Genomic DNA, 22571 nt, shown 5'->3' on the forward strand with positions numbered 1-22571 from the left:
CGGCGAAATATAGGACTGCGCCCGGCTCGCGTCAAACGAAATTCCGAAAATCGGGACGTTTTGTCCTATTTTTTGTAAAAAGAATATGATCAGCGCCCATGAAAGTCGTCAACACCGATCTGAAGTCCGAGGGTTTGGAGCTCAACGGCGACACGCCCACCATGCGGCTGTTCGCTCTGCTCGAGGTCATCGCCGCCAAGGACCAGCGCTATGCGCTGCAGGACCTGGTGGAAGAGACCGGCCTGCCCAAGCCGACTCTGCACCGCATGCTGCAGCAGCTGGAAAGCGCGGGCCTGCTGCGGCGCGAGGGCGACAGCCGGCTCTATGGCATCGGCACGCGGCTGCGGCGCCTGGCCGAGAACCTGCTGTTGAATGACAGCCACCACGGCGCGCGCCACGCGGTGCTGCGTCACCTGGTCGAGGAGATCGGCGAGAGCTGCAACCTCACTGCGCTCTCGGGCAGCGAGGTGGTGTACCTGGACCGCGTCGAGACCGCGGCGCCGCTGCGCTTCTACCTGCACCCGGGCTCGCGGGTGCCGGTGCACTGCTCGGCCAGCGGCAAGATCTTCCTGGCGCAGATGGCGCCGGCGCAGCGGCGGCGCCTGCTGGCCAACGTGCCGCTCGAGGCCTACACGCCCAAAACCCTGACCGAGCTCGAACAGATCGAGCGCGAGGTGCAGCGCGTGCGCAAGGACGGCTTTGCGCTCGACGACGAGGAATTCCTGCCCGGCCTGCTGTGCATCGCGGCGCTGGTGCCCAGCGAGAACGGACCTTCGAACCTGTGCGTCGCGGTGCAGGCGCCGGTCATGCGGCTCGATGTCGAGAAGGCGAAGCAGTTTCTGCCTGCGCTGCAGCGTGCCGCGCAGGCGCTCGCGCGCATCGATGCCGATGCGGACGCCGAGCGCACACTCGAACGAAGGAACGCATGACCGACACCGCCGCCCTGCAACCCGACCGCATGCTGAGCGTGCGCGATGTCTTCGGCATCGACACGGACCTGATGGCGCCCGCCTTCAGCGAGCGCGACGACCACGTGCCCGAGATCGACGCGGTCTACCGCTTCAACCCCGACGTGACGCTCGCCATCCTGGCCGGCTTCACGCGCGACCGCCGCGTCATGGTGCAGGGACTGCACGGCACCGGCAAGTCGACCCACATCGAGCAGGTGGCGGCGCGCCTGAACTGGCCCTGCGTACGGCTCAACCTCGACGGCCATATCAGCCGGCTCGACCTGGTCGGAAAAGACGCGGTGGTCCTGCGCGAAGGCCAGCAGGTCACCGAGTTCCAGGAAGGCATCGTGCCCTGGTCGCTGCAGCGGCCGGTGGCGCTGGTGTTCGACGAGTACGACGCAGGCCGGCCGGACGTGATGTTCGTGATCCAGCGCATCCTCGAACAGGGCGGCAAGTTCACGCTGATGGACCAGAACCGGGTGCTGCGCCCGCATCCGCACTTCCGCCTGTTCGCGACCGCCAACACGGTGGGCCTGGGCAACCTCAACGGCCTCTATCACGGCGCGCAGCGGCTCAACCATGCCCAGATCGACCGCTGGAACATCGTCGCTTCGCTCGACTACCTGCCGGCCGAGGAAGAGATCGCGATCGTGCAGGCGCGCGTGCCTTCGCTCGCGAACGAGGCGGGCCGCGCGGTGGTGCGCTCGATGGTCGCGGTGGCCGATCTCACGCGCAAGGGCTTCGCGGCCGGCGACCTGTCGACGCTGATGTCGCCGCGCACCGTGATCACCTGGGCCGAGAACCTCGAGATCTTCCGTGACCCCGCGCTCGCCTTCCGCTTGTCCTTCGTCAACAAGTGCGACGAGGCCGAGAGGCCGCTGGTCGCCGAATACTTCCAGCGCTGCTTCGACCTGGAGCTGAAGGAGTCGCACCAGTTGTCGGACCAGCGGGGATGACCGACGCGCAGCGCCGCGCCAGACACGAACAGCAAGTCGCTGAGTTGTGTGCGGCGATGGTGCGCGCCTACAGCGGCGAGGCCGACCTGCACTTTCGCGGCCGGCGCCTGCACCGCGGCCGGCAGCCGCTGCCGTGGTTCGCGCCGCACCTGCACCCCTCGCCCGACAGCGACGACTTCGCCTCCTTCCGCGGCACGGCCGACGGGCTCGCGCTGCGGCTCACCGCCTCCGACGCCGCGCTGCACGAAAGCCTGCGCCCCGAGGAGCCGGTCGAGCGCATGGTGTTCGAGATGCTGGAGCAGTTCCGCGTCGAAGCGCTGGCGCCCGAGGCCATGCCCGGCATGCGGCGCAACCTGCGGCATCGCCACGAGCAATGGTCGCTCTCCTTCCATCATTCCGGCCTGACCGACACCGCGCGCGGCCTGCTGCTCTATGCGGTGGCCCAGATCTGCCGCGCGCGCGTCGCGGGCCAGCAGGTGGTGGAGGAAACCGAAGACATGCTGGAAGCCACGCGCTTCGCGCTCTCGCCGCTGATCGGCCATGCGCTCGCCGGCCTGCGCCGCGACCGCGCCGACCAGGCCGCGTATGCCGTGCATGCGCGCGCTATCGCGCGCACCGTGGCCGCGATGCTGCATTCGGCCGACGAGGCCGACGCGGACCCGCGCAATGCCGAGATCGACGACAAGCGCAGCGTCTTCAGCCTGGTCGCCGACATGGACCAGGAGATCGTCGAGCGCTTCACCACCGCGGTGGCGGGCCGCAGCGCGCTGCTCGACGAGGCTGCAGGCGCCTACCGCATCTTCAGCACCGCCTACGACCGCGAGCACGAGGCCGCATCGCTGGCGCGCAAGGAGCTGCTGGCCGACTTGCGCGCTAAGCTGGATCGCCGCATCGCGGCGCAGGGCGTCAACATCGCATGCCTGGCGCGCGAGCTGCGCGCGCTGCTGGCCGAGCCCGCGCGCGACGGCTGGGACGGCGGCCAGGAAGAAGGCCATGTCGACGGCCGCCGGCTCGCGCAACTCGTCGCCTCGCCCGCCGAGCGGCGCCTGTTCCGCACCGAGCGTCTGGAGCCGGTGGCCGACTGCGTCGTGAGCTTCCTGATCGACTGCTCGGGCTCGATGAAGGAGCAGGCCGAATCGGTCGCGATGCTGGTCGACGTGCTGGCGCGCGCGCTCGAGCAGGCCGGCGTCGCGAGCGAAATCCTGGGTTTCACGACCGGGGCCTGGAACGGCGGCCGCGCGCAGCGCGACTGGCTGCGCGCCGGCAAGCCCGCGCACCCCGGCCGGCTCAACGAACGCTGCCACTTGGTCTTCAAGAACGCAGACACGCCCTGGCGCCCCGCGCGCCCCGCCATCGCGGCGCTGTTGAAGGGCGAGCTGTTCCGCGAGGGCTTCGACGGCGAGGCGGTGGACTGGGCCTGCGCCCGGCTGGCCGCGCGCGCCGAAGAGCGCAAGCGGCTGCTGGTGTTCTCCGACGGCTCGCCGATGGACAGCGCCACGAACCTCGCGAACGATGCCCACTACCTCGACCACCACCTGAAGGACGTGGTGGCCCGGCACGAGCAGGCCGGCCGCATCGGGATCGCGGGCATCGGGGTCGGGCTGGACTTGAGCCCCTTCTACAGCCGCAGCCACGTGCTCGACTTTGCGGCGTCTAGGGGCCATGCGGTCTTCCGGGAAGTGATTGCGTTGCTGGCGGGGCGCCGCTCCTGCTGAGTCACGCCGGCGCGTGATTTCCTGCGCAGAAAGACTGACAAATCGTTTCCCACGTATTCACTTGTTTACCTAAGTAGTAATATGTGACATCTTCACATCTGCGCTCTCTGGCGCGGATATCGACTGAACCCCACCGATCACCGTCCGTGGGAGGAGAAACGCCCGATGCTGGTGCACAGGCTGGACAGGAAAAACGAGATGGATACGAGTCTTGCTGCCGACGCCGCCGATGCGCGGATGGTGGCCAGGATGCGGCTCGTGCTGTCCGTCTCCGCCCTGCTGGCGATTTTTATCGATCCTGCGGGCTTGAGGGGCATCGGCAGCTTCACCTGGCTGCTGTTTTTCGGCTACATCCTGCACAGTTTCGCCGTCTATCTCTATACGCAGTTCGATGCCCCGTTTTCGCAGAGCAAGCTGGTTCACTGGCTGGATGTCTTCTGGTATGCGTTGATCGTTCTCTTCACGGACGGAATCCACAGCTTTTTCTTCCTGTTCTTCTTCTTCGCCATCCTCACCTCTTCCTTCCGCTGGGGCTTCGACGAGGGCGCACGCGTCACCCTCGTTTCGGTGGCCTTGTTCGCCGCCTGCGGGGTGGGATCGACGACCGAACAGGACCTCCCCCGCCTGCTGCTGCGCGCCACCTTCCTGCTGGCATTCGGCTACATGAGCATCCATTGGGGCGGCTCGAAGGTCGAGCTGAAACAGCGGCTCGCTTTGCTGCGCGACGTCAGCCGCGTATCGAACCCGCGCTTCGGCGTCGACCACACCGTCACCAGCGTCCTGGAGAAGACGCAGGCTTTCTTCAAGGGAAGCTGCTGCCTGCTGGTCGTCCGGGACAAGGAGTCGGGCGCCTACTTCCTGCGCACGGTCAAGGCGGGCGACGCGAAGCGTTCGATCAATGCCGAACGGATCGGCGCGGAAGCGGCGGCGCCTCTGGTGGCGCTCCCGCAGGATCGCATCGTGGCCTACAACCGCCCGCTCTGGCCGGCCCTGTTCTCGTTCACCGGTGCCGCGGCGTACGACAGCGCCAAGGGAAGATGGAACAGGCATGAGGAAGCGGCCTGCCGCGGCCTGGCCGAGCTTCTGGATGCCCGCTCGTTCATCAGCGCGCCGGTGTCACTCAGAAAGAGCGAAGGCCGCATCTACCTGTTCTCGCGCGAAGCCGCGTTCAGAAAGACCGACGCGCTCTTCCTGAGCCATATCGCGGCCCAGGCCTTCCCCGTGATCGAGAACATCGAGCTGCTGGACCGGATGGCCTCGGACGCCGCGTCGCAGGAGCGTCAGAAGATAGCGCTGGACCTTCATGACACGGCCATCCAGCCCTACATCGGATTGAAGATGGGCCTCAGCGCCCTGCGCAACAAGGCCGCTGCCGACAACCCGCTGATCGAGGATCTCGACAAGCTGACGGACATGGCCGCCAAGGTCATCGGCGATCTGCGCCGCTACGCCGGCACGGTCAGGAACGGCCTGGACAAGACGGAACAGGTCTTCCTCATGGTCCTGCGCCAGCAGGCTGCGCAGGCGCGGGATTTCTACGGGATCGACATCGCCATCTGCGTGCAAGGGGAGCTCAACGTGAGCGACCGCCTGACCGCGGAGATATTGCAGATCGTGCGCGAGGGCTTGAGCAACATCTGCAAGCACACCTTCGCGCACCATGGCGCCATCAGGCTGGAATGCGCGGACGGCGTGCTCAGGATCCAGATCGAGAACGAATGCGACGGAACACAGTCGGTCGCATTCCAGCCGAGGTCGATCACGGAACGCGCGGCCGCACTCGGCGGCAACGCGCAAGTGGTGCGGGGAACGAGCGGCGGCACTTCCGTGCACGTCGAGATACCCATCTAGGAGGTGGAACATGCAGCCAGTTGAAAAACCCATCGGCGTGATGCTTGTCGACGATCACCAGACGATGCTGTGGGGATTGTCCAGGTTGATCGACGGCGAGAAACCGCGAATGCAGGTGGTCGGAACGGCCAGAAACTGCGCGGAAGCGCTCGAGCAGGTCGACCAGGTGATTCCCGACGTCATCCTGCTGGATCTCGATCTGGGCGGCAAATGCGCGCTGGACATCCTCCCCGGCCTGCTGTCCAACTCGGTCTCCCGTGTCTTGATCCTGACCGGCGAGCGCCAGCAGAAAACCCTCGACATGGCGGTCCTCGGCGGCGCCCGGGGCGTGTTGCGCAAGGACGCAGCCGCGGACCAGGTGCTGCAGGCGATCGAAAGAATGCACAAGGGCGAACTGTGCGTGGACAACGAGACGATGGGCCGCGTCTTCGCGGAGTTCGTCGACTCGAAGCGGGTGCACAAGGTCGACCCCGAGGCGGAGAAGCAGGCGGCCCTGACCTGCAAGGAACGCAAGATCATCCACACCGTGGTCGACGGCAACGGGGCATCGAACAAGGCGCTGGCCGAACGGCTCTTCATCACCGAGCACACCCTGCGCAACCACCTGACGTCGATCTACCAGAAGCTGGGGGTGAGCAATCGGCTGGAGCTGTATGTGTATGCGGTGAAGCACCAGTTGGATAAGCTGCCGTCCTGAGGGCAGCGCCGAACGAGCCCCTCAGCCCCGCCCATTCAGCATCGGCAGGATGGTCCGGATGATCTGGATCGCCGCCGGCCCCAAGATGACCATGATGATGGACGGAAACACGCAGACGACCAGCGGCAGCAGCATCTTCGTCGGCACCTTGGCGGCGAGTTCCTCCGCGCGCACCTGCCGCTTGTGACGCAGGTCGTCCGAGAACACCCGAAGCGACTCGCCGATGCTCGTGCCGAACTTGTCCGCCTGGGTCAGCATGGTGGCGAAGGTGCCGATCTCCTCGACCCCGGTGCGCAGTGCCAGGTTGCGCAGCGATTTCTCGCGCGTTCCCCCGGCCCGCATTTCGAGATTGGTCCAGTGCAGCTCTTGCGCCAGGGCCACGCTCTTCATCTTGATTTCATCCGTGACCTTGACGAGCCCGGCGTCCAAGCCCAGCCCAGCCTCGATGCAGACCAGCATCAGGTCGGCCGCATCGGGAAAGTTCTCGAAGATTTCGCGCTTGCGACCGCGGATCCTCCAATAGAGAAGGAAGTTGGGCAGGTAGCAGCCGATCAGGGCAGCCACGATCAGGTACAGCACCAGCGTCAAGTCGGCGGGAGAGCCCGTCGCCCGCAGCGCCAGCGCCGCGCCCCCCGCAAAGACCAGGGGCAGCAGCGTCTTGACGCCGAAGTAGATCAGCCGGGCGTCCTCGTGCCGGATGCCGGCATTGAGGAACTTGAGCCGAAGCGGCGAGGCTTCGCCGTCGCCCGTGGGCGAGGACAGTTGGGCGAAGGGACCGACGATTTTCACCACGGTTTCCGCCCACTGGGACGACTTCGGCGTATCGGACAGCGCCTGCAGCCGCTGCTCTGTCCTGCTGGGCGCGAGCCACACGAACAAGCCTGCCAGCCCCAGAGTGACAGCAACAAACACGAGCGCGGGAAACAGCAGCATGTTGTTCTCCTTTAAACCCGAATCCGGATGATCTTCCGCAGGATCAGCACGCCGAACGCCATCAGCACGAGCATGTACTTGAGGATCGCGATACCGATCGGGTCCTTCCACAGCGGGGACATGAAGGCAGGATTCAGCAGGTTCATGACGAAAGCCAGCGCGAAGGGCATGAGGCCCAGGATCCAGGCCGACAGCCGCCCTTCCGCGGACAGCACCCTGACCTTGGACATCAGCTTCAGCCGCTCGCGAATCAGGCGGCTCAGGTTGCCCAGCACCTCGGTCAGGTTGCCGCCGGAGTCGCGCTGGATCAGCACGGCCACGACGAAATAGCGCAGGTCGGTGAGTGGGATTCTTTCGCTCATATTGGTCAGCGCCTGCTGCAGCGACACGCCGAAGTTGACCTCGTCGCTCACGATCCGGAATTCATTGGCGATGGGCTCGGCCATTTCCTCGCCGATCATCTGCAAGCCCGCCGAGAACGAATGCCCGGAGCGCAGCGCCCGGGTCACCAGGTCGAGCGCCTCGGGCAGTTGCTGCTCCATCTTCGCCAGTCGACGGCTGCGCTGGCGTTGTACGTAAAGCAGCGGCAGGGCCGCCAGCAGGACGCCCAGGGCAAGGCCCAGCAAAAACAGTTGGTGGAGCACCCAGGTCGCCAGGACGAATCCGGCGATTCCGAACGCGGCACAGGACAGCAGCAGCCTGGACACGGTCCAATCCAGCCCGGCCTGCAGGATGAAGCGGTCGAGGCGATGCGCCCGCGGAAGATTCAGCAGTAACCGTTCGAGCGCCGGCACCTCGCTGAGCATGCGTTGCTTGAGCAACTGCGCCTGGGCCGTCGTGTCGATCGAGGCCGACAACGCGCGCAGCCTCTTCTCGATCTCTTTGGCCTCGGGCCCCTTGTACGAACGCCAGATCAGGTAGAGCCCCTCCAGCAGCAGCAGCACGGCGACGAACACCAGTACCGAGATGATCAGGAAGACGTTGCCTCCGATGTCTTGCAGCATGGCAAGGTCTCCTATTCGTAGCGCTTGGACGGATCGAACATCGCATCCGGCAGCACGAAGCCGAAGGCGCGCAGCCGCTCGGCGAACTTCGGCCGCACGCCGGTCGCGTGGAAGTAGCCTTGAACCTGGCCGTCGGCGCCGATGCCGGTCTGCTTGAAGGCGAAGATCTCCTGCATGGTGATGACGTCGCCCTCCATGCCGGTGATCTCCTGGATGCTGGTGATCTTTCGCCTGCCGTCGATCAGTCTCAGGCCCTGGATCACCACCGTGATGGCCGACGCAATCTGCGATCGTGCGGCCTTGTGGGGAAGGTTGAGATTGGCCATGCCGATCATGTTCTCGAGCCTGGACAGCGCATCCCGAGGCGTGTTCGCATGGATGGTGGTGAGCGAGCCTTCGTGGCCGGTGTTCATCGCCTGCAGCATGTCGAAGGCTTCCGCCCCGCGCACTTCGCCGATCACGATCCGGTCGGGCCGCATCCGCAAGGCGTTGCGCACCAGTGCGCGCTGCGTGATCTCCCCCTTGCCCTCGATGTTCGCCGGCCGCGTTTCCAGGCGAATCACGTGGGGCTGCTGCATCTGGAGCTCGGCCGCGTCCTCGATGGTCACGATCCGCTCGGATTCGGGGATGTAGCCGGAGAGGATGTTCAGCAGTGTGGTCTTACCGGCGCCGGTCCCGCCGGAGATGAGGATGTTGACCTTGGCCTTACCCAGGCCTTCGAGCATGAAGGCCATCTGCGGCGTCAGGCTCTTGAGGTCTTCGACCAGGTTCTCCATCTTGAGCGGGATGTGGGCAAAACGCCGAATGGACATCATCGGACCGTCGAGAGCGACAGGCGGTATCACGGCATTGACCCGCGAGCCGTCGGGCAGCCGCGCATCCACCATCGGGCTCGACTCGTCGATATGGCGGCCGACCAGCGACACGATCTTGTCGATGATCCGCAGCAGATGCTTCTCGTCGGTGAAGCTGACGTTGGTGAGCTCCAGCCGGCCCTTGCGTTCGACGTAGATTTGCTCGAAGGAGTTGACCAGGATGTCGGACACCGTCGGGTCGGCCATCAGCAGCTCGATCGGACCGAAGCCCAGCATCTCATGCTGGATGTCCCGGATCAGCGTGCGGCGTTCGATGTCGTTGATGGCCGTCTGCTCTTCCTGCAGCAGGCGCGCGACCATGGACGAGATCTCCTGCCGCAGCGACTCGGGCGCGAGGGTCTCCAGCGCAGCGAGGTCGAACTTCTCGAGCAGCTTCAGGTGCATCCTGCCCTTCAGCGACTTGTAGGAGTCGGTCGCGGTCGGGTTCTTGTACACGTCGAGCGCGGGCTGCGCTTGCGGCCGCAAGATCGGCTCTATCGCGGCGGCGTCCAGTATTTCTCGGAATGACATGGTATTGGCCTTGCTGGTTGACGAAAGATGCCCGGCTACGCTCTGCGGCTGAAAAGGCGGCCGAGAAGACTGGGGCTTTCTTCCTGCCTGGGGTTCAGCGACAGCGCGAGATCGGCCAGGTTCCGGCTCACCGGATTCGAGCGCGCGAGTTCCACCAGCGGGATGCCGCGATTGATGGAGGTGTTGACTTCCTTGTAGGCGTCGGGGACGGTGAGCAGGGTCACGGGCCCTAGCGCGCGCCGCATGTCGCCGAGGCCGATCTCTCCGTTCTTCTCGAATCGATTGACGATCAGTTCGATCTTGTTCGCCGGATAGCCGAGCGATTTGAAGACCGCCATCAGCTTGTTTGCATTGCGGATGTAGGGCAGCCCGGCCTGCAGCACCGGATAGATGCGGTGCGCGCGATCGAGCGCCCGGATGACGAGGGTGTTCATGAGGCGCCCGACGTCGAGCAGGACGAAGTCGTAGTGCGCCGCCGCCACGCCGAGGATGGCATCGATGTGCTCCGCCTTGACCTCCATCGCCTTCGACAGGTCTTCCGGTGCGGCCAGGATGCTGAAGCTCGGAGTGACCTTGACGGCGCTGGCGACCAGGAACGATGCATCCAGCCTGCTGATGTCATGGGCGACGTCCGCGATTGTCGAGTTCGGGCGGCCATCGTTCACGTACGACAGCGCATCGCCGAACTGCAGGTCCAGATCGATCAGCAGCACGGAGCTGGATTCGGCCAGCTGCCAGCCCAGATTGGTCGACAGGAAGGTGGCCCCGCTGCCGCCCTTGCAGGACATGAATGCCAGCACCTTGCCCGCAGCGTGGCCCTGCTGCCCGACGAGCTTGGCCGCGATGCGGCTCACCGCGGCCTCCAGCGCCTGCGGCGTCACCGGCGAGGGAAGCACCTCGCGCACGCCGGCGCGCATCGAATTGATCAGGAACTCCGGCGTCTGCGTGGCGCAGAGCAGGATGACCGCGATCTTCGGATGGTGGGTGGTGACGTACTCGACCAGCGCGAGCTCGTTGGGATCGCAGCACATGCCGTCGACCAGCATGAGCTCCGGCTGCTCCTGCTCGGCGATCTGGCGCATCCTGCTTTTTCCGCCGTCGACCAGGATGACGGCGTGCGAATGGGCCTCGAGCACCTTGCCCATTTCCTGGAGGTGATTCTTGTTGGGCGAAATGATGGCGATCTTCATTGGGTGATCCGTGGGTGTTGTGGCTACGAGCAAATCGCGGCGCTGTTCGGGTCCTGCCGCATGATTTCCCTGGGCAGGAAGGTGGAAAAGGTTGGCATGGGGATGGGCGCCAGCGCCGCGAGTCCGGCGATGGGCGAGATCCATTGGTAGTTGAGACCGGTGATCGTCACCGTGACGCCTTCGCAGGTCGCGGTCGTACAGCCCGCGGGAATCCAGGCCAGATTGATGGTGCTGATCTGCGGCAGCAGCGCCTGCATCTTGGCGAGGACCAGCGCCTGGTTGGTGGTGTCGTCGCACACGACCGCATAGCGGGCGCCTGCCCTGGTCGCCTCGGTGGCCGCGCTCCAGGTGAAAAGCATGCGGCTGAAGTCCGTGATGCCCAGCAGGAAGGTGAGAAAGACGATCAATGCGAAGGCGAACTCGACGGTCGTGGCGCCGGCTTGTCTTGTCTTCATGTCGCGCCTCTCATGGTGGCGGTGATGTCGCCGAAAGTGATGTCGCCGTTGGCGTCCCCGAAAGCGAGGCCCAGGACACTGGGAAACAGGGAACGGAATGCGTAGTTGCTGACCCGGACGGTCACCGTATTGATCACCGGATTGGTGCCTGCCGTCTGCCAGGTGCAGCAGCTCGCCGCCGGCACATTGGCGAGGCTGAGGCCACGAGCCAGGGGCGCCCCCGTCCCGGCAAGGTTGCCGTACACGATGAGGTTCTGCGCTTCTGCGACGTGCGTACCAGGCGTCTGGAAGGACAGATAACGCACGGCATCGCGCGTCGACTTGGCGACGGCGTTGTATTCGAACATCGCGCGGCCGAACTCGGTTGTGATGAAAGTCAGCAGCAGCAGGAACGGAATGATCAAAGTCAATTCCACCAGTGCCACCCCGTCTTGTTTGGTTTTCATGATCGCTGCTACCGAACCAAGGTTGGAACAAGCGGCCCTGCGGAGCCACCGGGCAGTCCGCTGGTCGTGCAGGGGCTGTCGGTGGCCGCGGCATTGCCCCTGAACTCCAGTTGCACGTTCGTCATCGGGATCGACAGGGGCTGCAGCATGAGCATGCATGCATAGTCGACGACTTGGCTGGCGCCATTGATCACCGGCACCGTGACGATGCGTCTATTGCGTCCATATTGCATGTGCCCGCCCGTCGCGTTGCCCGGCGCAGCCAGCTTCTGGAAGCCGTTCAACGACAAATAGGGGGCCGAGATCGACTCGCAGCTGTTGGCGCCCTTGACCTTGGTCCCGGTGTCGGCGCAGGAGGCGAATGCCTGGCGCTTGGTCAGGAAATTCTCCGCGGTCGGCGCGACGGCGCCAGGCGCTGGACCGTCGTAGGCACTCTGCTGGGCCGGCCAATTGGTCGCGGTGTAGGCGTAACCGGTGAAATCAGGATTGCTCACGGTCGCGGCCGGATCGGCGCTGTTCTTGTAGATCCCAAAGCGATAGTTCCAGGCATCGGCAACGGAAGCCTGCACACCGGGAGTTCCCAAGGTGTCGCCGACCTCCGTCCCGCAAAAACCGTTGAGCTCGGCTTCCGTTTCGGCTGCATTGTTGGAGCCGTCCAGATTGGCCCAGCCGATCTCGCCGCCTGCTGCTGCGCCCTGCTCGTTGATCAGGGTGACCCATTCGCCCACAGCAAAACCGTAGTTCGGTGCGGTGCCGCCTGGCTTGGGTTTGAGTCCCACCGGAACGGGGCAAGTGGTCTGCGCGCTGGCGCGCACCGCCACCGCCATGGCCATCACGCTGCGGGTATTGGGATTGCCAGCCGTGTCACCGGAGAAGCCGCCCATGGCCTGCATCAGCAGCATGTTCACGTTCGGCTGCGTGTGCTGGCATTGCGCATATTTGGCGGCCGCATCCAAGGCGGTCGGAACGTAGGCGGCGTCCCTGAATGTGATGTTCGCCGCGGTGATCTGACCTTGGCCGCTCCAACTTGCCGATTGCATGTTGACGCGATTCAAGTTTCCCGCCGTGATGCCGGCACTGGTGGCCCGCGCCCGTGCGTTGCTTTGGCCGTCGAGTTCCCCTGCGGCTGCCAAGGCGCAACTGTCCATCGCGGTCTGCAGCTCCGTTTTCACGATGAACAGGTGGCCGAAATCCAAGGCAATTCCCATGAAGCCGAGCAGAAACAGCAAAAGAAGCGCCGCTGTGATGATCACTGCCCCACCTTGGCGACGACGAGTGATAACGCTGCTCATGGGATTAACCTCCTGTCAATTCAAACGCAAACTGCAGTTGTCAGGCAATTCGAGATGCGCGCGATAAAAGCACCGAAGCTGGCACCCAGCGTCAGCGGCTGGAGCGCCAAGACCAGTGCAATCGATACCACCGCAATAATCAATGCGTACTCCACCACCTGAGCGCCCTCTTCGTCCTTGAGAAATTCGGTGAGCATGATCATTCCTTCATGATTTCCAAAGCCGGCTGAATGCGTTTTGGAGCCTGGCAAGTGGCCCGCATCCAATTTGGATGGCTTGGCCACTGCCGGCTTCGAACGCGATGGCTGTCAGACGCAGACCGCAGTGGTCAGGCAGGTGGTGACGCGGGTGATGAAAGTGGCGAAGCCGCCGCCTGCCTGCGTCAGCGCCTGCAGTGCGATCACCAGGGCGATCGAGACCACGGCGATGATCAGCGCGTATTCCACGACTTGGGCGCCTTCTTCGTCATTAGAGAACTGACGGATTGCATTCATGAGTTTGTTCATTTGACTACCTATTGAGTTTAAAAATTGATTCAAAAATTGGATTTGATGGAATTGAGTTGCTCGATTCGGTTTCGACTCCTTTCTTTCAAATGATTTCGGACAAAGCTATTTGCCGTTGCCGATGTTTCCGCCGATATTGATGACATTGACGACCGGCGGCGGGGCCTTGTAGGTGTCCTGATAAAGAATCATCGATTCGCGTGCCGCCTTGCCGTCGATGCCTGCAGCCGGGTCCGGATTTCTTCCGGCATCCGGATTGACGGTCATATTCCGTTTGCTCTCGCGCACGGCATCCCCGAACCGGGTGTCGTAAATCGGCGTCGTGGTGGCGGCGCAACCGCCCAACAAGCCAAGCAAAAGGGCAAAGATGACGTTTTTCATGTGCAGCTTTCTTTATTTGGGTTGAGGCGGGGGCGCGTCGGCCGGCGGGGTGGCGCTTTCAAGTGCGCCGTTCAGGAAAATCTCGGCCCGGGTGGGTACGACGTGGTTGTCGGTCGGAAGCCGCGGTGGGGCGCCCAGCGGTCTGACCAGACGCGGCGTGATCACGAAGATCAGTTCCGTCTGGTCGGTCTGGAATTCATTGCTGCGGGCCAGGGCGCCCACGACCGGGACCTCGCCGAGTCCAGGGAAGCGCTTGATCGTTTCAGTGAGGTTGTTCTTGATCAGGCCCGCGACGACGAAGCTCTGGCCATCGCTCAGTTGCACCGTCGTGTCGGCCCGGCGCACCGTGAGTGAAGGCAACACCGCGGTGACGCCGTTGATCGAGGTGAAGGGCGATCCGGTCTGCGACAGGTCCGACACTTCGGAGACCATCTTCAGGTTCACCCGGCTGCCGTCCAGGACGGTGGGCGTGAACTTCACGCCGATGCCGAATTCCTTTTCCTCGAGCGTGATGGTCGGTGTGCCGTTGTTGTTGGTCTGGGACACCGGGATGAAGATCTTGCCGCCCGAAAGGAAGCTGGCCTGCTGCCCGCTGATGGCCATGATGTTGGGCTCGGCCAGGATGCGGATCAGGCCGTCCTTCTTCTGGGCGTCGATGCCGAGCAGCGAAGCGCGCCGCGTCCTGAAGAGCTCCCGATCGAAAGTGCCTGCCGCGCCTGCCGTGGCGCCATTCACCACACCCACGGCATCAGCGATGATGTTGTGCACGGCGCCCGCGTTCGGGCCGAAGCGTCCGAGCGCGGCAGCGTCGCCGCCGAGGATGCCGGAGACCACGCGCGAGCTGAGCCCATCCGCCGAGGTGCTCAGCCTGGCGAAGTCCAGCCCGAAGTTGTCCAGGAGCGTCTTGCTGACTTCGGCGATCTTGACTTCGAGCATCACCTGCTGCGGCGAGGCGACGCGCAGCATGTTGACCACCCTCTTGCCGTCGCCGTAGGAGGTCGCCAGGCTCAGCACCTGGTCGAGCTTGATGGCATTGCTGACTTCGCCGGTGAGCACGATGGCGCGCTCCGCGCCGCGCACCTTGACGCCGGTTTCTTCAGGCATCAGCTCGCCCAGCGTCGTCTGCAGCGCGCCCGAGTCGACCGTGACGATCACGTCCTTGATGAAGCAGGTGCCTTCCGCGTTCTGCAGGATCACGTTCATGGATCCGGCGGTCTTGCCCCTGAAGAACAGGTCGGTGGGGCTGAGCAGCATGACCTCCAGATCAGCCACGCCGTCCTGCGCGCCGGCCTGGGGTGGCGGCGCTGCCGGCGCTGCAGCGACCGGTGGCGCGGTGGCCGGCGCGCTTGCCGGCGCGGGCGCAGCCGCCCTGCCGCCGCCGGGCTGGCCGCTCACCAGGATGCGGGCCACCCGGACCTTCAGCGGAATGACGGTGGATTTGCCGAGGGTCACGTAGGTCGGCCGGTCGTCGGGGACGACCGAGGTGCAGCGCTTCGTCCCGGAGGCCGTGCTGGGCGCCTGGGCGACCGGCGGGTTGTCTGCCCCGAAAGAGGGGCCGGCCCACGCGAGCGCCGCGAGCAAAAGGGCGAGTTTGTTCTTGGCGTGCACTTGAAGTTCTCCTCGGTTTCTCGGTCTAGAAGCAGGTGAGCGCGCGGGTCGAGTTCTGGATGACTTCGACGCACTCCAGGGACGGCGCTGGGGCGGGCCTTGCGGTCGGCGCCCGCGGCTTGGCCGCAGCCGGGGCCGCGACCACCGACACGGGCAGGATTTCCTTCGCGCCGAAGAGTTGGTTCTTGGTGATGCCGGCGGTGGCGACCTTCGCCTTGTCCACCTGGTTGCGCAGCACCAGGGACAGCGTTCCGACACTGCGGGCGAGATCGAGCTTTTCGGAGTCCTCGAGCGACAGCTCGAGCGTCACGGCGCTCACCACCTTGGGCTTGGTGTCGTCACGGCCCGCTTCCTGGGCGACGGCCAGCACCAGCACATGCTCCAGCACGGTCTTGCTGATCTGCGTTCCTTCTCCGCCCCTGTCCTTGTCTTGCTGAGCGTTCACCATGACGTCGACGTAGTTGCCGGGCAGCGCGAAGCCGGCGACCCCGACTACGTCGTTGACCCGTACGGTCATGGCCCGCTTCCCGGCGGCGATGACCGCAGAAAGCCCGCCTTGCGTTCCCATCGGCGCCAGCTTTCCTTCGAGGATCGCCTCGCCGCGCAGCAGCCCGACCTTGGCGACGCGGTCCTGCACGTCCTTGATCTCATTGAAAGCGCCGGCCGGCACGGAGCCGCTCGGCCAATCGACGGTCGACAGCATCTGCGAATTGATCTTGCTGCCGAGTTCGATATCCACGACCGCCACGACTACCTTGTTCGAGGGAACACTCCCTTGCCGGGAAACCCAGCCCGTCGCATAGACGGCGGCGGCCAAGCCGGTCAGCAGCGCCAGAATCAAAAGACCCATTGCCTTGATGTTTCTCATTTTCTGCCCCAATAATTGATGCCAGTAATTCTTGCGCCGAGCCTATCTATGCATAACCCAATTGCCGACCCAGCACATAACCGATCGTCCCGATGCTGATGCAGATGCCATATGGGAGTTTTCCGACCGATTGATCTTTTTCTATACGCGCATCCGGCCGAACGCCGACCAGGGACGACGCCACCATGCCGTAAGCCGCGTTTTTTGCATTGCTCAGCATGCGGCCCAGCTTGCCCTTGAACAACGCAAATCCGAGCGCGGCTATTCCGCCGACGATGAAGGCAAAAAGTACGGCCTGGAGCGTTTCGTGAACGCCCAGGAACGCACCGACCATCGCCATCAGCTTCACGTCGCCTGCCCCCATGACACCCAGCGCATAGGCCGGCAGCATGATGAGAAAGCCGAGGAAGAGGCCCCCGAACGCCAGCAGGAAAGCCGATGGCGGCGACACGGCAATCACGGTCTTGTAAACCAGCGCAAATGCGGCGCCGCCGAATGTCAGCCAATTGGGAATTCTGTAGGTCCGGTAATCGCTGACGGAGGCGACGACGAGCAGCACAAACAGCACCACAATGCGCGGATCGGTCGCCAGCATGGCCAAGAGCTCGAGCAGCGCGTGAAATTCCTGCATGTTCAATTTCCTTCAGTTCTGTTTGTGCCAGGCGAGCAACAAGAGCATGCAAACGACCAGAATCAGCGAACCGACGAGTGCATATTCCAGGAGCGAAGCGCCCGCCTCTTCCTTCAATAGATCGGCGAACGTATGCGACAGATGCCTCGCAAATCGCATGCATTTCTCCGCGTTGCTTTATCGTTGGAAGACTTGATCGGAATCACCCGGTCAAACGTTTGGCTTGGATCTAATGTAGAGATGCAAACAAACGTATACATGAGCGCTGCGCCCTTGTTTGGGCGGGACAGATCGCCTCTTTTGATGGGGCACTCGGCATGACAAAACGCCTACCAAAGTACTCATTGTTGAGACGGCCAGCAGGCGCCCAGGCGTGACTGCGCCGACCGGCGGCCGTTCGATCAGAGAGGCCGCGGTCGGCGAGTTGCGAGCTTGTCGGAGAGGGTGGGGGGCGTCGCCCGGGCGGAACGCCCGCTCAGCGAATGCTCGTCGAGTACGGCGGCGAGCGGCGCGCGGAACGGCCCGCGTGATCGCACTCCAGCGCCGCCAGCAGCGTCGTGCTTTGCTTGAGCTGGTCGCTCATCCTCTTGTTCAACGGTTTCCAGCCGCGGTACATCGGCACCACCACCAGCCAGCCGATGCCGATCACGCCGCCCAGGGCGCCTATGTATTGCCAGTGCATCGGTTCCATCGCGTTCCCTCTGTCGATTTGGGGTGGCTGTCCGCAGACAAGGGCGCGAGTGTGCCGAGTGCTCGGGCGAAGCGACTACGACTTTGGTCGAAGTCCGGGGTCTTTCTACCTACAAAGCCGGGCATTTCGAGAAGCTTTGCACGCTGGGGTTCTGCACCGGGCCTGGGCCGTCCCCGGTTGACAGTGCGGCGCATGGCACCTAGAGTTGTTCCATATATCTGAACGTTGTTCCAGTATTTAGAACAACACATTCCAGGATCCCATGGACTCCACCCTGGCCAAGGGCCTCGCCGCGATCGAATGGATGGTGCGCCAGCAGCGCGACTGCCGCGTGACCGACCTGGCCCAGGCCTTCGGCATGGCGCGCAGCAATGCGCACCGCACGCTGCAGACGCTGGTGGACTGCGGCTGGGCGGTGCAGGACCCGGCGACCAGCGCCTACCGCCCGAGCCTGCGGCTCTTCGAGCTGGGCGCGATGGTGGCCGAGGTGGCGGATGTCGGCGCCCTGCTGCGCCCGCATCTCGCCGCGCTGGCGCAAGCCACCGGCGAGACCATCCACCTCGCCACGCTCGACGGAGCCGAAATCGTCTACCTCGACAAGTTCGACAGCCCGCTGCCGGTGGCCGCCTACTCGCGCGTCGGCGGGCGCGCGGCGGCGTGTTGCGTGGCCTCGGGCAAGGCGCTGCTCGCGGCGGCGCGGCTGGACGTGCCTGCGCTGAAGCAGCGCCTCGGCAACCTGGCGGCCCACACGCCGAACAGCATCACCGACTTCGACGCGCTCCATGCCGAGCTCGAGCGCACACGCGCACGCGGCTATGCCGAGAACCGCGAGGAGTGGCGCCTCGGCGTCTGCGGCCTCGGCGCGCCGGTCTTCAACGCGCGGGGCGAAGCGGTCGCCGCACTGGGCATGAGCGTGCCCTCGATCCGCTTCGCGCGCACCCAGGCACGCGGACTCGCCGAACAGGTCATGGCCTGTGCGCGCGATGCCAGCGCCACGTTGGGCTACCGGGTCAGCCCGGAGCCGGCATTCACCCCCAAGAGAAGGAGACTGGAATGACGAGTTTCGCCCCCTGGCTGCGCACTGCCCTCCTCGCCGCCGCAACGCTCGCGGCGCCCTTCGCGGCGCAGGCGCAGAACGGCACCGACTACCCGACGAAGCCGATCAAGCTGATCGTTCCGTACCCGCCCGGCGGCGGCACGGACGTGATCGCGCGCATCGTGCAGGAGCGCTTCTCTGCGCTGCTGGGCCAGCCGGTGCTGATCGACAACCGCGGCGGCGCGGCCGGCTCGATCGGCACCGAGATCGCGGCCAAGTCGGCGCCCGACGGCTATACCGTGCTCTTCACGCTCTCCTCGCACACCATCAACCCGGCCATCTATCCGAAGCTGTCCTTCGACACGCAGAAGGATTTCGAACCCGTCGGCATGGTCGCTTCGCTGCCGCAGATCCTGGTGGCGAACACCAGCTTCCCGGCCAACACGGTGGCCGAGCTGGTGGCGCTGGCCAAAGCCAAGCCCGGCAGCCTCTCCTTCGCCACGGTGGGCAACGGCTCGCCGGGGCACCTGGCGGGCGAGCTGCTCAAGCTGCGCACCGGCACGCAGATGACGCACATCCCCTACCGCGGCGGCGGCCCGGCCGTGACCGATGTGATGGGCGGGCAGGTGCCGCTCCTGTGGGTATCGATTCCCGCGGCCGCGCAATTCGTGAAGGCCGGCAAGCTGAAGGCGCTGGCGGTGTCGACGCTGAAGCGCAGCGCCGCTTTCCCCGACGTGCCGACGATGCAGGAAGCGGGCATTCCCGACTTCGAGGTCGACTCCTGGTACGCGGCCTTCGTGCCGACCAAGACGCCGCGTCCCGTCATCGACAAGCTCAACCGCGTGATCAACACCGTGGTGCGCGAACCCGAGATCCGCGACAAGCTGCTGGCGCAGGGCAGCGAAGGCGTCGGCGGCACGCCGGAGCAGCTGGGCAAGGTAGTGACCACCGAACTGGTGCGCTGGAACAAGCTGGCGAAGGAAGCCAGCATCAAAGTAGATTGACATGGAACATTCCGCATCTTCATCGCCGGCCATGAGCCCGATCGCCGAACTGGTGACGCGCGCCCGCGCGGCGCAGCGCATCTACGAAAGCTGGTCGCAGGAAGAGGTGGACACGGCGGTCCTCGCCGCCGGCTGGGCCATCATCGAACCGAAACGCAACCGCGAGCTCGCCGAGCTGGCCGTGGCCGACACCGGCGTCGGCAACGTCGAGGACAAGGTGCGCAAGAACTACCGCAAGACCTTCGGCCTGCTGCGCGACCTGCGCGGCGCGCGCTCGGTCGGCGTGATTGCCGAAGATCCCGCGCGCGGCATCGTCGAGATTGCGCGGCCGGTGGGCGTGGTGTGCGCGATCACGCCGTCGACCAACCCCGGCGCGACGCCGGCCAACAAGATCATCAATGCGCTCAAGGGTCGCAACGCGGTGATCGTGGCGCCCTCGCCCAAGGGCTGGTCGACCGCGGCGCGGCTCGTCGAATTCATCCACGCGCAGTTCGATCGCATCGGCGCGCCGCGCGACCTGGTGCAGCTCCTGCCGGCGCCGGTCAACAAGCAGGCCACGGCCGAGCTGATGCGCCTGTGCGACCTGGTGGTGGCGACCGGCTCCCAGGCCAACGTGCGCGCGGCCTATGCCAGCGGCACGCCGGCCTTCGGCGTCGGCGCGGGCAACGTGGCCGGCATCGTCGACGAGACGGCCGATGCGGCGCTGGCCGCCGAGCGCATCGTGCTGTCGAAGACCTTCGACAACGCGACCAGCTGCTCGTCAGAGAACAGCCTGGTGATCGTCGATGCGATGCGCGCGGCCATGCTCGCGGCGCTCAAGGATCGGGGCGCCGTCATGCTCGGCGCGGCCCAGAAGGCGGCACTGCGCTCGCTGATGTGGCCCGAGGGCAAGCTCTCGCCCGCGGTGATCGGCAAGTCGGCACGCGAGATCGCCGAGCGTGCGGCCGAGCAGGACGCCGGCGGCCGCAAGGCCTGGCTCGCGATCGCGGAAAGCAATCCTCGCATCCTGATGGTGGCCGAGGACGGCGTGGGCCATGAGCACCCCTACTCCGGCGAGAAGCTGAGCCCCGTGCTCGCGATCTATGCGGCGCGCGACTTCGATGAAGCCGCGGGCATCGTCGAGCGCATCTACGCCTACGAAGGCGCGGGCCACTCGGTCGGGCTGCACAGCGCCAGGCCGGAGCGCGCGTTGCAGCTCGGGCTCTCGCTGCCGGTCTCGCGGGTGATCGTCGACCAGGCGCACTGCATCGCCACCGGCGGCAGCTTCGACAACGGGCTGCCCTTCTCGCTCTCGATGGGTTGCGGCACCTGGGGCAAGAACAATTTTTCCGACAACATGAACTACCGCCACTACCTGAACATCACGCGCGTGTCGCGGCCGATTCCCGAACGGGTACCGAGCGAGCAAGAGATCTTCGGCGACTTCTTCGCCAGGCACGGTGCGGCGTGAGCGCTGAGGCTTCCACTGTCCATGCGCTGATCGAAGAGCAGGCCGCGCGCCAACCGCAGGCGGTGTACGCGCTCTCGACGCAGGACAATGCACCTCTCACCTATGCCGGCCTGGCGCGCGGCTGCCGCACGGTCGCTGCGGTGCTGCGGAAGCACGGCGCCCGGCCGGGCGACACCGTGTCGCTGGTCATGCCCAACGGCCTGCAGACGCTGCGCGTGCTCTTGGGCGCGATGCACGGCAGCCTGTGCGTGAACCCGGTCAACCTGCTCTCGCAGCCCGATCAGATGCGCTACGTGCTCGCGCATTCGGACTGCCGCGTGCTGTGCGTCGCGCCCGAATGGGAAGAGCGCCTGCGCGCCATGCTCGATGGCATCGGGCGGCCGGTGAGCGTGCTGGTGGCCGACCCCGATGCCGCGGCGCTGCCGGGCGAGGCCGATGTCACAGCCACTGCGGAAGCCCCGGCACCCGCGCCCGACAGCGTGGCCCTGCTGATGTACACCTCCGGCACCACCGGCCTGCCCAAGGGCGTGATGCTGAGCCAGCGCAACCTCGCGGCCAACGCCCAGGCCATCAGCGCCGAGCACGAACTCGACCCCGAAGACCGCGTGCTGGCGGTGCTGCCGCTCTATCACATCAACGCCTTCGCGGTGACCATGCTTGCGCCGCTCGCGCATGGCGGCAGCCTGGCGCTTCCGCCGAGGTTCTCCGCGGGCCGCTTCTGGGAACAGGCGGCGCAGACGCAGTGCACGTGGATCAACGTGGTGCCGACCATGATCTCCTACCTGCTCGAAGGCGCGAAGCCGCCGGCGGCGCAGACCGCGCGCATCCGCTTCTGCCGCTCGGCCTCGGCCGCGCTGCCGCCCGAGCACCATCGCGCCTTCGAGCAGATGTTCGGCATCGGCATCGTCGAGACAATGGGGCTCACCGAAACCGCGGCGCCCTCGTTCTCGAATCCCATGGACCCGGCCGCGCGCAAGCTGGGCTCGGTGGGCCGCGCCTCCGGCTGCGAGGCGCGCGTGCTCGATGCGGCGCTGGCCGAAGTGCCCGACGGCAGCACGGGCGAGCTGGTGATCCGCGGCCCCAACGTGATGCTCGGCTACTACAAGAACGAAGAGGCGACGCGCGCGAGCTTCACGCCCGACGGGTGGCTGCGCACCGGCGACCTGGGGCATCGCGATGCCGACGGCTTCTTCTTCGTCACCGGCCGCATCAAGGAACTGATCATCAAGGGCGGCGAGAACATCGCGCCGCGCGAGATCGACGAGGCGCTGCTGCAGCACCCGGCCGTGCGCGACGCCGCCGCCGTGGGCGTGCCCGACCGCCACTACGGCCAGGAGATCGGCGTTGCCGTGATGCTGCGCGAAGGCAGCGCCTGCACCGAGGACGAGCTGCGCGAGTACTGCGCGCGCACGCTCGGCCGCTACAAGACCCCGGGCCACTACCGCTTCGTCGACGAGCTGCCGCGGGGGCCCTCCGGCAAGGTGCAGCGGCTCAAGCTGCTGCCGCTGTTTGAGCAGTGAGG

23 protein-coding genes are annotated in these 22571 nt (G+C 65.4%); 9 read left to right on the plus strand and 14 right to left on the minus strand.

Annotation, left to right across the window (positions count from 1 at the left end; genetic code table 11):
- Positions 1-98 precede the first annotated feature (98 nt).
- The 5 genes from AC3A6B_RS16480 (at position 99) to AC3A6B_RS16500 (ending at position 6169) form a co-directional block, all read left to right on the plus strand.
- The gene (locus tag AC3A6B_RS16480; RefSeq protein ID WP_487837756.1) at positions 99-929 is read left to right on the plus strand and encodes an IclR family transcriptional regulator; all 831 of its coding nucleotides are present in this window, start codon (positions 99-101) and stop codon (positions 927-929) included.
- Positions 926-1906 carry an AAA family ATPase gene (locus AC3A6B_RS16485; protein ID WP_487837757.1) on the plus strand — a complete coding sequence of 327 codons (981 nt, stop codon included), beginning with the start codon at positions 926-928 and terminating at the stop codon, positions 1904-1906. Before AC3A6B_RS16480 ends, AC3A6B_RS16485 begins: the two co-directional genes overlap by 4 nt.
- On the plus strand, positions 1903-3621 hold the full coding sequence (locus tag AC3A6B_RS16490; RefSeq protein ID WP_487837758.1) for a cobaltochelatase CobT-related protein: 1719 nt from the start codon (positions 1903-1905) through the stop codon (positions 3619-3621). Before AC3A6B_RS16485 ends, AC3A6B_RS16490 begins: the two co-directional genes overlap by 4 nt.
- A gap of 198 nt (positions 3622-3819) precedes the next feature.
- Positions 3820-5472: a sensor histidine kinase gene (locus tag AC3A6B_RS16495; protein ID WP_487837759.1), complete on the plus strand. Its 1653-nt coding sequence runs from the start codon at positions 3820-3822 to the stop codon at positions 5470-5472.
- Positions 5473-5512: 40 nt separating this feature from the next.
- Positions 5513-6169 (plus strand): response regulator, encoded by a 657-nt coding sequence (locus tag AC3A6B_RS16500; RefSeq protein ID WP_487837760.1) that lies wholly within the window; start codon positions 5513-5515, stop codon positions 6167-6169.
- A gap of 21 nt (positions 6170-6190) precedes the next feature.
- Here the strand turns inward: AC3A6B_RS16500 and AC3A6B_RS16505 are convergent, their stop codons facing one another.
- From AC3A6B_RS16505 to AC3A6B_RS16570, 14 genes are all read right to left on the minus strand, one after another.
- A complete protein-coding gene (locus tag AC3A6B_RS16505) occupies positions 6191-7102 on the minus strand; it encodes a type II secretion system F family protein (protein ID WP_487837761.1) in 912 nt (303 codons plus the stop codon).
- 11 nt (positions 7103-7113) lie between these two features.
- Positions 7114-8106, minus strand: a complete 993-nt coding sequence (locus AC3A6B_RS16510) for a type II secretion system F family protein (RefSeq protein ID WP_487837762.1) — start codon at positions 8104-8106, stop codon at positions 7114-7116.
- Positions 8107-8117: 11 nt separating this feature from the next.
- A complete protein-coding gene (locus AC3A6B_RS16515) occupies positions 8118-9491 on the minus strand; it encodes a TadA family conjugal transfer-associated ATPase (RefSeq protein ID WP_487837763.1) in 1374 nt (457 codons plus the stop codon).
- A gap of 35 nt (positions 9492-9526) precedes the next feature.
- Positions 9527-10681, minus strand: coding sequence for a CpaE/TadZ family protein (locus AC3A6B_RS16520; protein WP_487837764.1), 1155 nt, complete (start codon positions 10679-10681; stop codon positions 9527-9529).
- A 23-nt stretch (positions 10682-10704) separates the two neighbouring features.
- A complete protein-coding gene (locus AC3A6B_RS16525) occupies positions 10705-11136 on the minus strand; it encodes a TadE/TadG family type IV pilus assembly protein (protein ID WP_487837765.1) in 432 nt (143 codons plus the stop codon).
- The gene (locus AC3A6B_RS16530) at positions 11133-11582 is read right to left on the minus strand and encodes a TadE/TadG family type IV pilus assembly protein (protein ID WP_487837766.1); all 450 of its coding nucleotides are present in this window, start codon (positions 11580-11582) and stop codon (positions 11133-11135) included. The genes AC3A6B_RS16525 and AC3A6B_RS16530 overlap by 4 nt, the downstream gene beginning before the upstream one ends.
- Before the next feature lie 8 nt (positions 11583-11590).
- On the minus strand, positions 11591-12874 hold the full coding sequence (locus AC3A6B_RS16535; protein ID WP_487837767.1) for a pilus assembly protein TadG-related protein: 1284 nt from the start codon (positions 12872-12874) through the stop codon (positions 11591-11593).
- A gap of 20 nt (positions 12875-12894) precedes the next feature.
- Positions 12895-13071, minus strand: a complete 177-nt coding sequence (locus AC3A6B_RS16540; protein WP_487837768.1) for a Flp family type IVb pilin — start codon at positions 13069-13071, stop codon at positions 12895-12897.
- Positions 13072-13182: 111 nt separating this feature from the next.
- On the minus strand, positions 13183-13380 hold the full coding sequence (locus tag AC3A6B_RS16545) for a Flp family type IVb pilin (RefSeq protein ID WP_487837769.1): 198 nt from the start codon (positions 13378-13380) through the stop codon (positions 13183-13185).
- A gap of 105 nt (positions 13381-13485) precedes the next feature.
- A complete protein-coding gene (locus AC3A6B_RS16550; RefSeq protein ID WP_487837770.1) occupies positions 13486-13761 on the minus strand; it encodes a hypothetical protein in 276 nt (91 codons plus the stop codon).
- 12 nt (positions 13762-13773) lie between these two features.
- Positions 13774-15369, minus strand: a complete 1596-nt coding sequence (locus AC3A6B_RS16555; protein ID WP_487837771.1) for a type II and III secretion system protein family protein — start codon at positions 15367-15369, stop codon at positions 13774-13776.
- Between the two features lie 25 nt (positions 15370-15394).
- Complete coding sequence (gene cpaB / locus AC3A6B_RS16560) at positions 15395-16237, minus strand: Flp pilus assembly protein CpaB (protein ID WP_487837772.1); 843 nt, start codon at positions 16235-16237, stop codon at positions 15395-15397.
- A gap of 46 nt (positions 16238-16283) precedes the next feature.
- Entirely contained in the window at positions 16284-16868 is a 585-nt protein-coding gene (locus tag AC3A6B_RS16565; RefSeq protein ID WP_487837773.1) for an A24 family peptidase, read from the minus strand.
- Positions 16869-17343: 475 nt separating this feature from the next.
- Positions 17344-17559 (minus strand): hypothetical protein, encoded by a 216-nt coding sequence (locus AC3A6B_RS16570; RefSeq protein ID WP_487837774.1) that lies wholly within the window; start codon positions 17557-17559, stop codon positions 17344-17346.
- A gap of 262 nt (positions 17560-17821) precedes the next feature.
- Here AC3A6B_RS16570 and AC3A6B_RS16575 point away from each other — a divergent pair, with 262 nt between their 5' ends.
- From AC3A6B_RS16575 to AC3A6B_RS16590, 4 genes are read left to right on the plus strand one after another with little or no spacing between them, the layout of a single operon-like run.
- On the plus strand, positions 17822-18616 hold the full coding sequence (locus AC3A6B_RS16575) for an IclR family transcriptional regulator (protein WP_487837775.1): 795 nt from the start codon (positions 17822-17824) through the stop codon (positions 18614-18616).
- Positions 18613-19599 (plus strand): tripartite tricarboxylate transporter substrate binding protein, encoded by a 987-nt coding sequence (locus tag AC3A6B_RS16580; protein WP_487837776.1) that lies wholly within the window; start codon positions 18613-18615, stop codon positions 19597-19599. The genes AC3A6B_RS16575 and AC3A6B_RS16580 overlap by 4 nt, the downstream gene beginning before the upstream one ends.
- Position 19600: 1 nt before the next feature.
- A complete protein-coding gene (gene sauS, locus AC3A6B_RS16585) occupies positions 19601-21049 on the plus strand; it encodes an acylating sulfoacetaldehyde dehydrogenase (RefSeq protein WP_487837777.1) in 1449 nt (482 codons plus the stop codon).
- Positions 21046-22569, plus strand: coding sequence for an AMP-binding protein (locus tag AC3A6B_RS16590; protein WP_487837778.1), 1524 nt, complete (start codon positions 21046-21048; stop codon positions 22567-22569). Before sauS ends, AC3A6B_RS16590 begins: the two co-directional genes overlap by 4 nt.
- The last annotated feature ends 2 nt before the right edge of the window (positions 22570-22571 follow it).

It is taken from the genome of Variovorax sp. Soil_C_33 (genome assembly GCF_057656935.1).

Excerpts from the sequence above, each read along its gene's own strand:
- AC3A6B_RS16480 (WP_487837756.1), top strand. The coding sequence starts at position 99 with ATGAAAGTCGTCAACACCGATCTGAAGTCCGAGGGTTTGGAGCTCAAC.
- AC3A6B_RS16485 (WP_487837757.1), top strand. The coding sequence starts at position 926 with ATGACCGACACCGCCGCCCTGCAACCCGACCGCATGCTGAGCGTGCGC.
- AC3A6B_RS16490 (WP_487837758.1), top strand. The coding sequence starts at position 1,903 with ATGACCGACGCGCAGCGCCGCGCCAGACACGAACAGCAAGTCGCTGAG.
- AC3A6B_RS16495 (WP_487837759.1), top strand. The coding sequence starts at position 3,820 with ATGGATACGAGTCTTGCTGCCGACGCCGCCGATGCGCGGATGGTGGCC.
- AC3A6B_RS16500 (WP_487837760.1), top strand. The coding sequence starts at position 5,513 with ATGCTTGTCGACGATCACCAGACGATGCTGTGGGGATTGTCCAGGTTG.
- AC3A6B_RS16505 (WP_487837761.1), bottom strand. The coding sequence starts at position 7,102 with ATGCTGCTGTTTCCCGCGCTCGTGTTTGTTGCTGTCACTCTGGGGCTG.
- AC3A6B_RS16510 (WP_487837762.1), bottom strand. The coding sequence starts at position 8,106 with ATGCTGCAAGACATCGGAGGCAACGTCTTCCTGATCATCTCGGTACTG.
- AC3A6B_RS16515 (WP_487837763.1), bottom strand. The coding sequence starts at position 9,491 with ATGTCATTCCGAGAAATACTGGACGCCGCCGCGATAGAGCCGATCTTG.
- AC3A6B_RS16520 (WP_487837764.1), bottom strand. The coding sequence starts at position 10,681 with ATGAAGATCGCCATCATTTCGCCCAACAAGAATCACCTCCAGGAAATG.
- AC3A6B_RS16525 (WP_487837765.1), bottom strand. The coding sequence starts at position 11,136 with ATGAAGACAAGACAAGCCGGCGCCACGACCGTCGAGTTCGCCTTCGCA.
- AC3A6B_RS16530 (WP_487837766.1), bottom strand. The coding sequence starts at position 11,582 with ATGAAAACCAAACAAGACGGGGTGGCACTGGTGGAATTGACTTTGATC.
- AC3A6B_RS16535 (WP_487837767.1), bottom strand. The coding sequence starts at position 12,874 with ATGAGCAGCGTTATCACTCGTCGTCGCCAAGGTGGGGCAGTGATCATC.
- AC3A6B_RS16540 (WP_487837768.1), bottom strand. The coding sequence starts at position 13,071 with ATGCTCACCGAATTTCTCAAGGACGAAGAGGGCGCTCAGGTGGTGGAG.
- AC3A6B_RS16545 (WP_487837769.1), bottom strand. The coding sequence starts at position 13,380 with ATGAACAAACTCATGAATGCAATCCGTCAGTTCTCTAATGACGAAGAA.
- AC3A6B_RS16550 (WP_487837770.1), bottom strand. The coding sequence starts at position 13,761 with ATGAAAAACGTCATCTTTGCCCTTTTGCTTGGCTTGTTGGGCGGTTGC.
- cpaB (WP_487837772.1), bottom strand. The coding sequence starts at position 16,237 with ATGAGAAACATCAAGGCAATGGGTCTTTTGATTCTGGCGCTGCTGACC.
- AC3A6B_RS16565 (WP_487837773.1), bottom strand. The coding sequence starts at position 16,868 with ATGCAGGAATTTCACGCGCTGCTCGAGCTCTTGGCCATGCTGGCGACC.
- AC3A6B_RS16570 (WP_487837774.1), bottom strand. The coding sequence starts at position 17,559 with ATGGAACCGATGCACTGGCAATACATAGGCGCCCTGGGCGGCGTGATC.
- AC3A6B_RS16575 (WP_487837775.1), top strand. The coding sequence starts at position 17,822 with ATGGACTCCACCCTGGCCAAGGGCCTCGCCGCGATCGAATGGATGGTG.
- AC3A6B_RS16580 (WP_487837776.1), top strand. The coding sequence starts at position 18,613 with ATGACGAGTTTCGCCCCCTGGCTGCGCACTGCCCTCCTCGCCGCCGCA.
- sauS (WP_487837777.1), top strand. The coding sequence starts at position 19,601 with ATGGAACATTCCGCATCTTCATCGCCGGCCATGAGCCCGATCGCCGAA.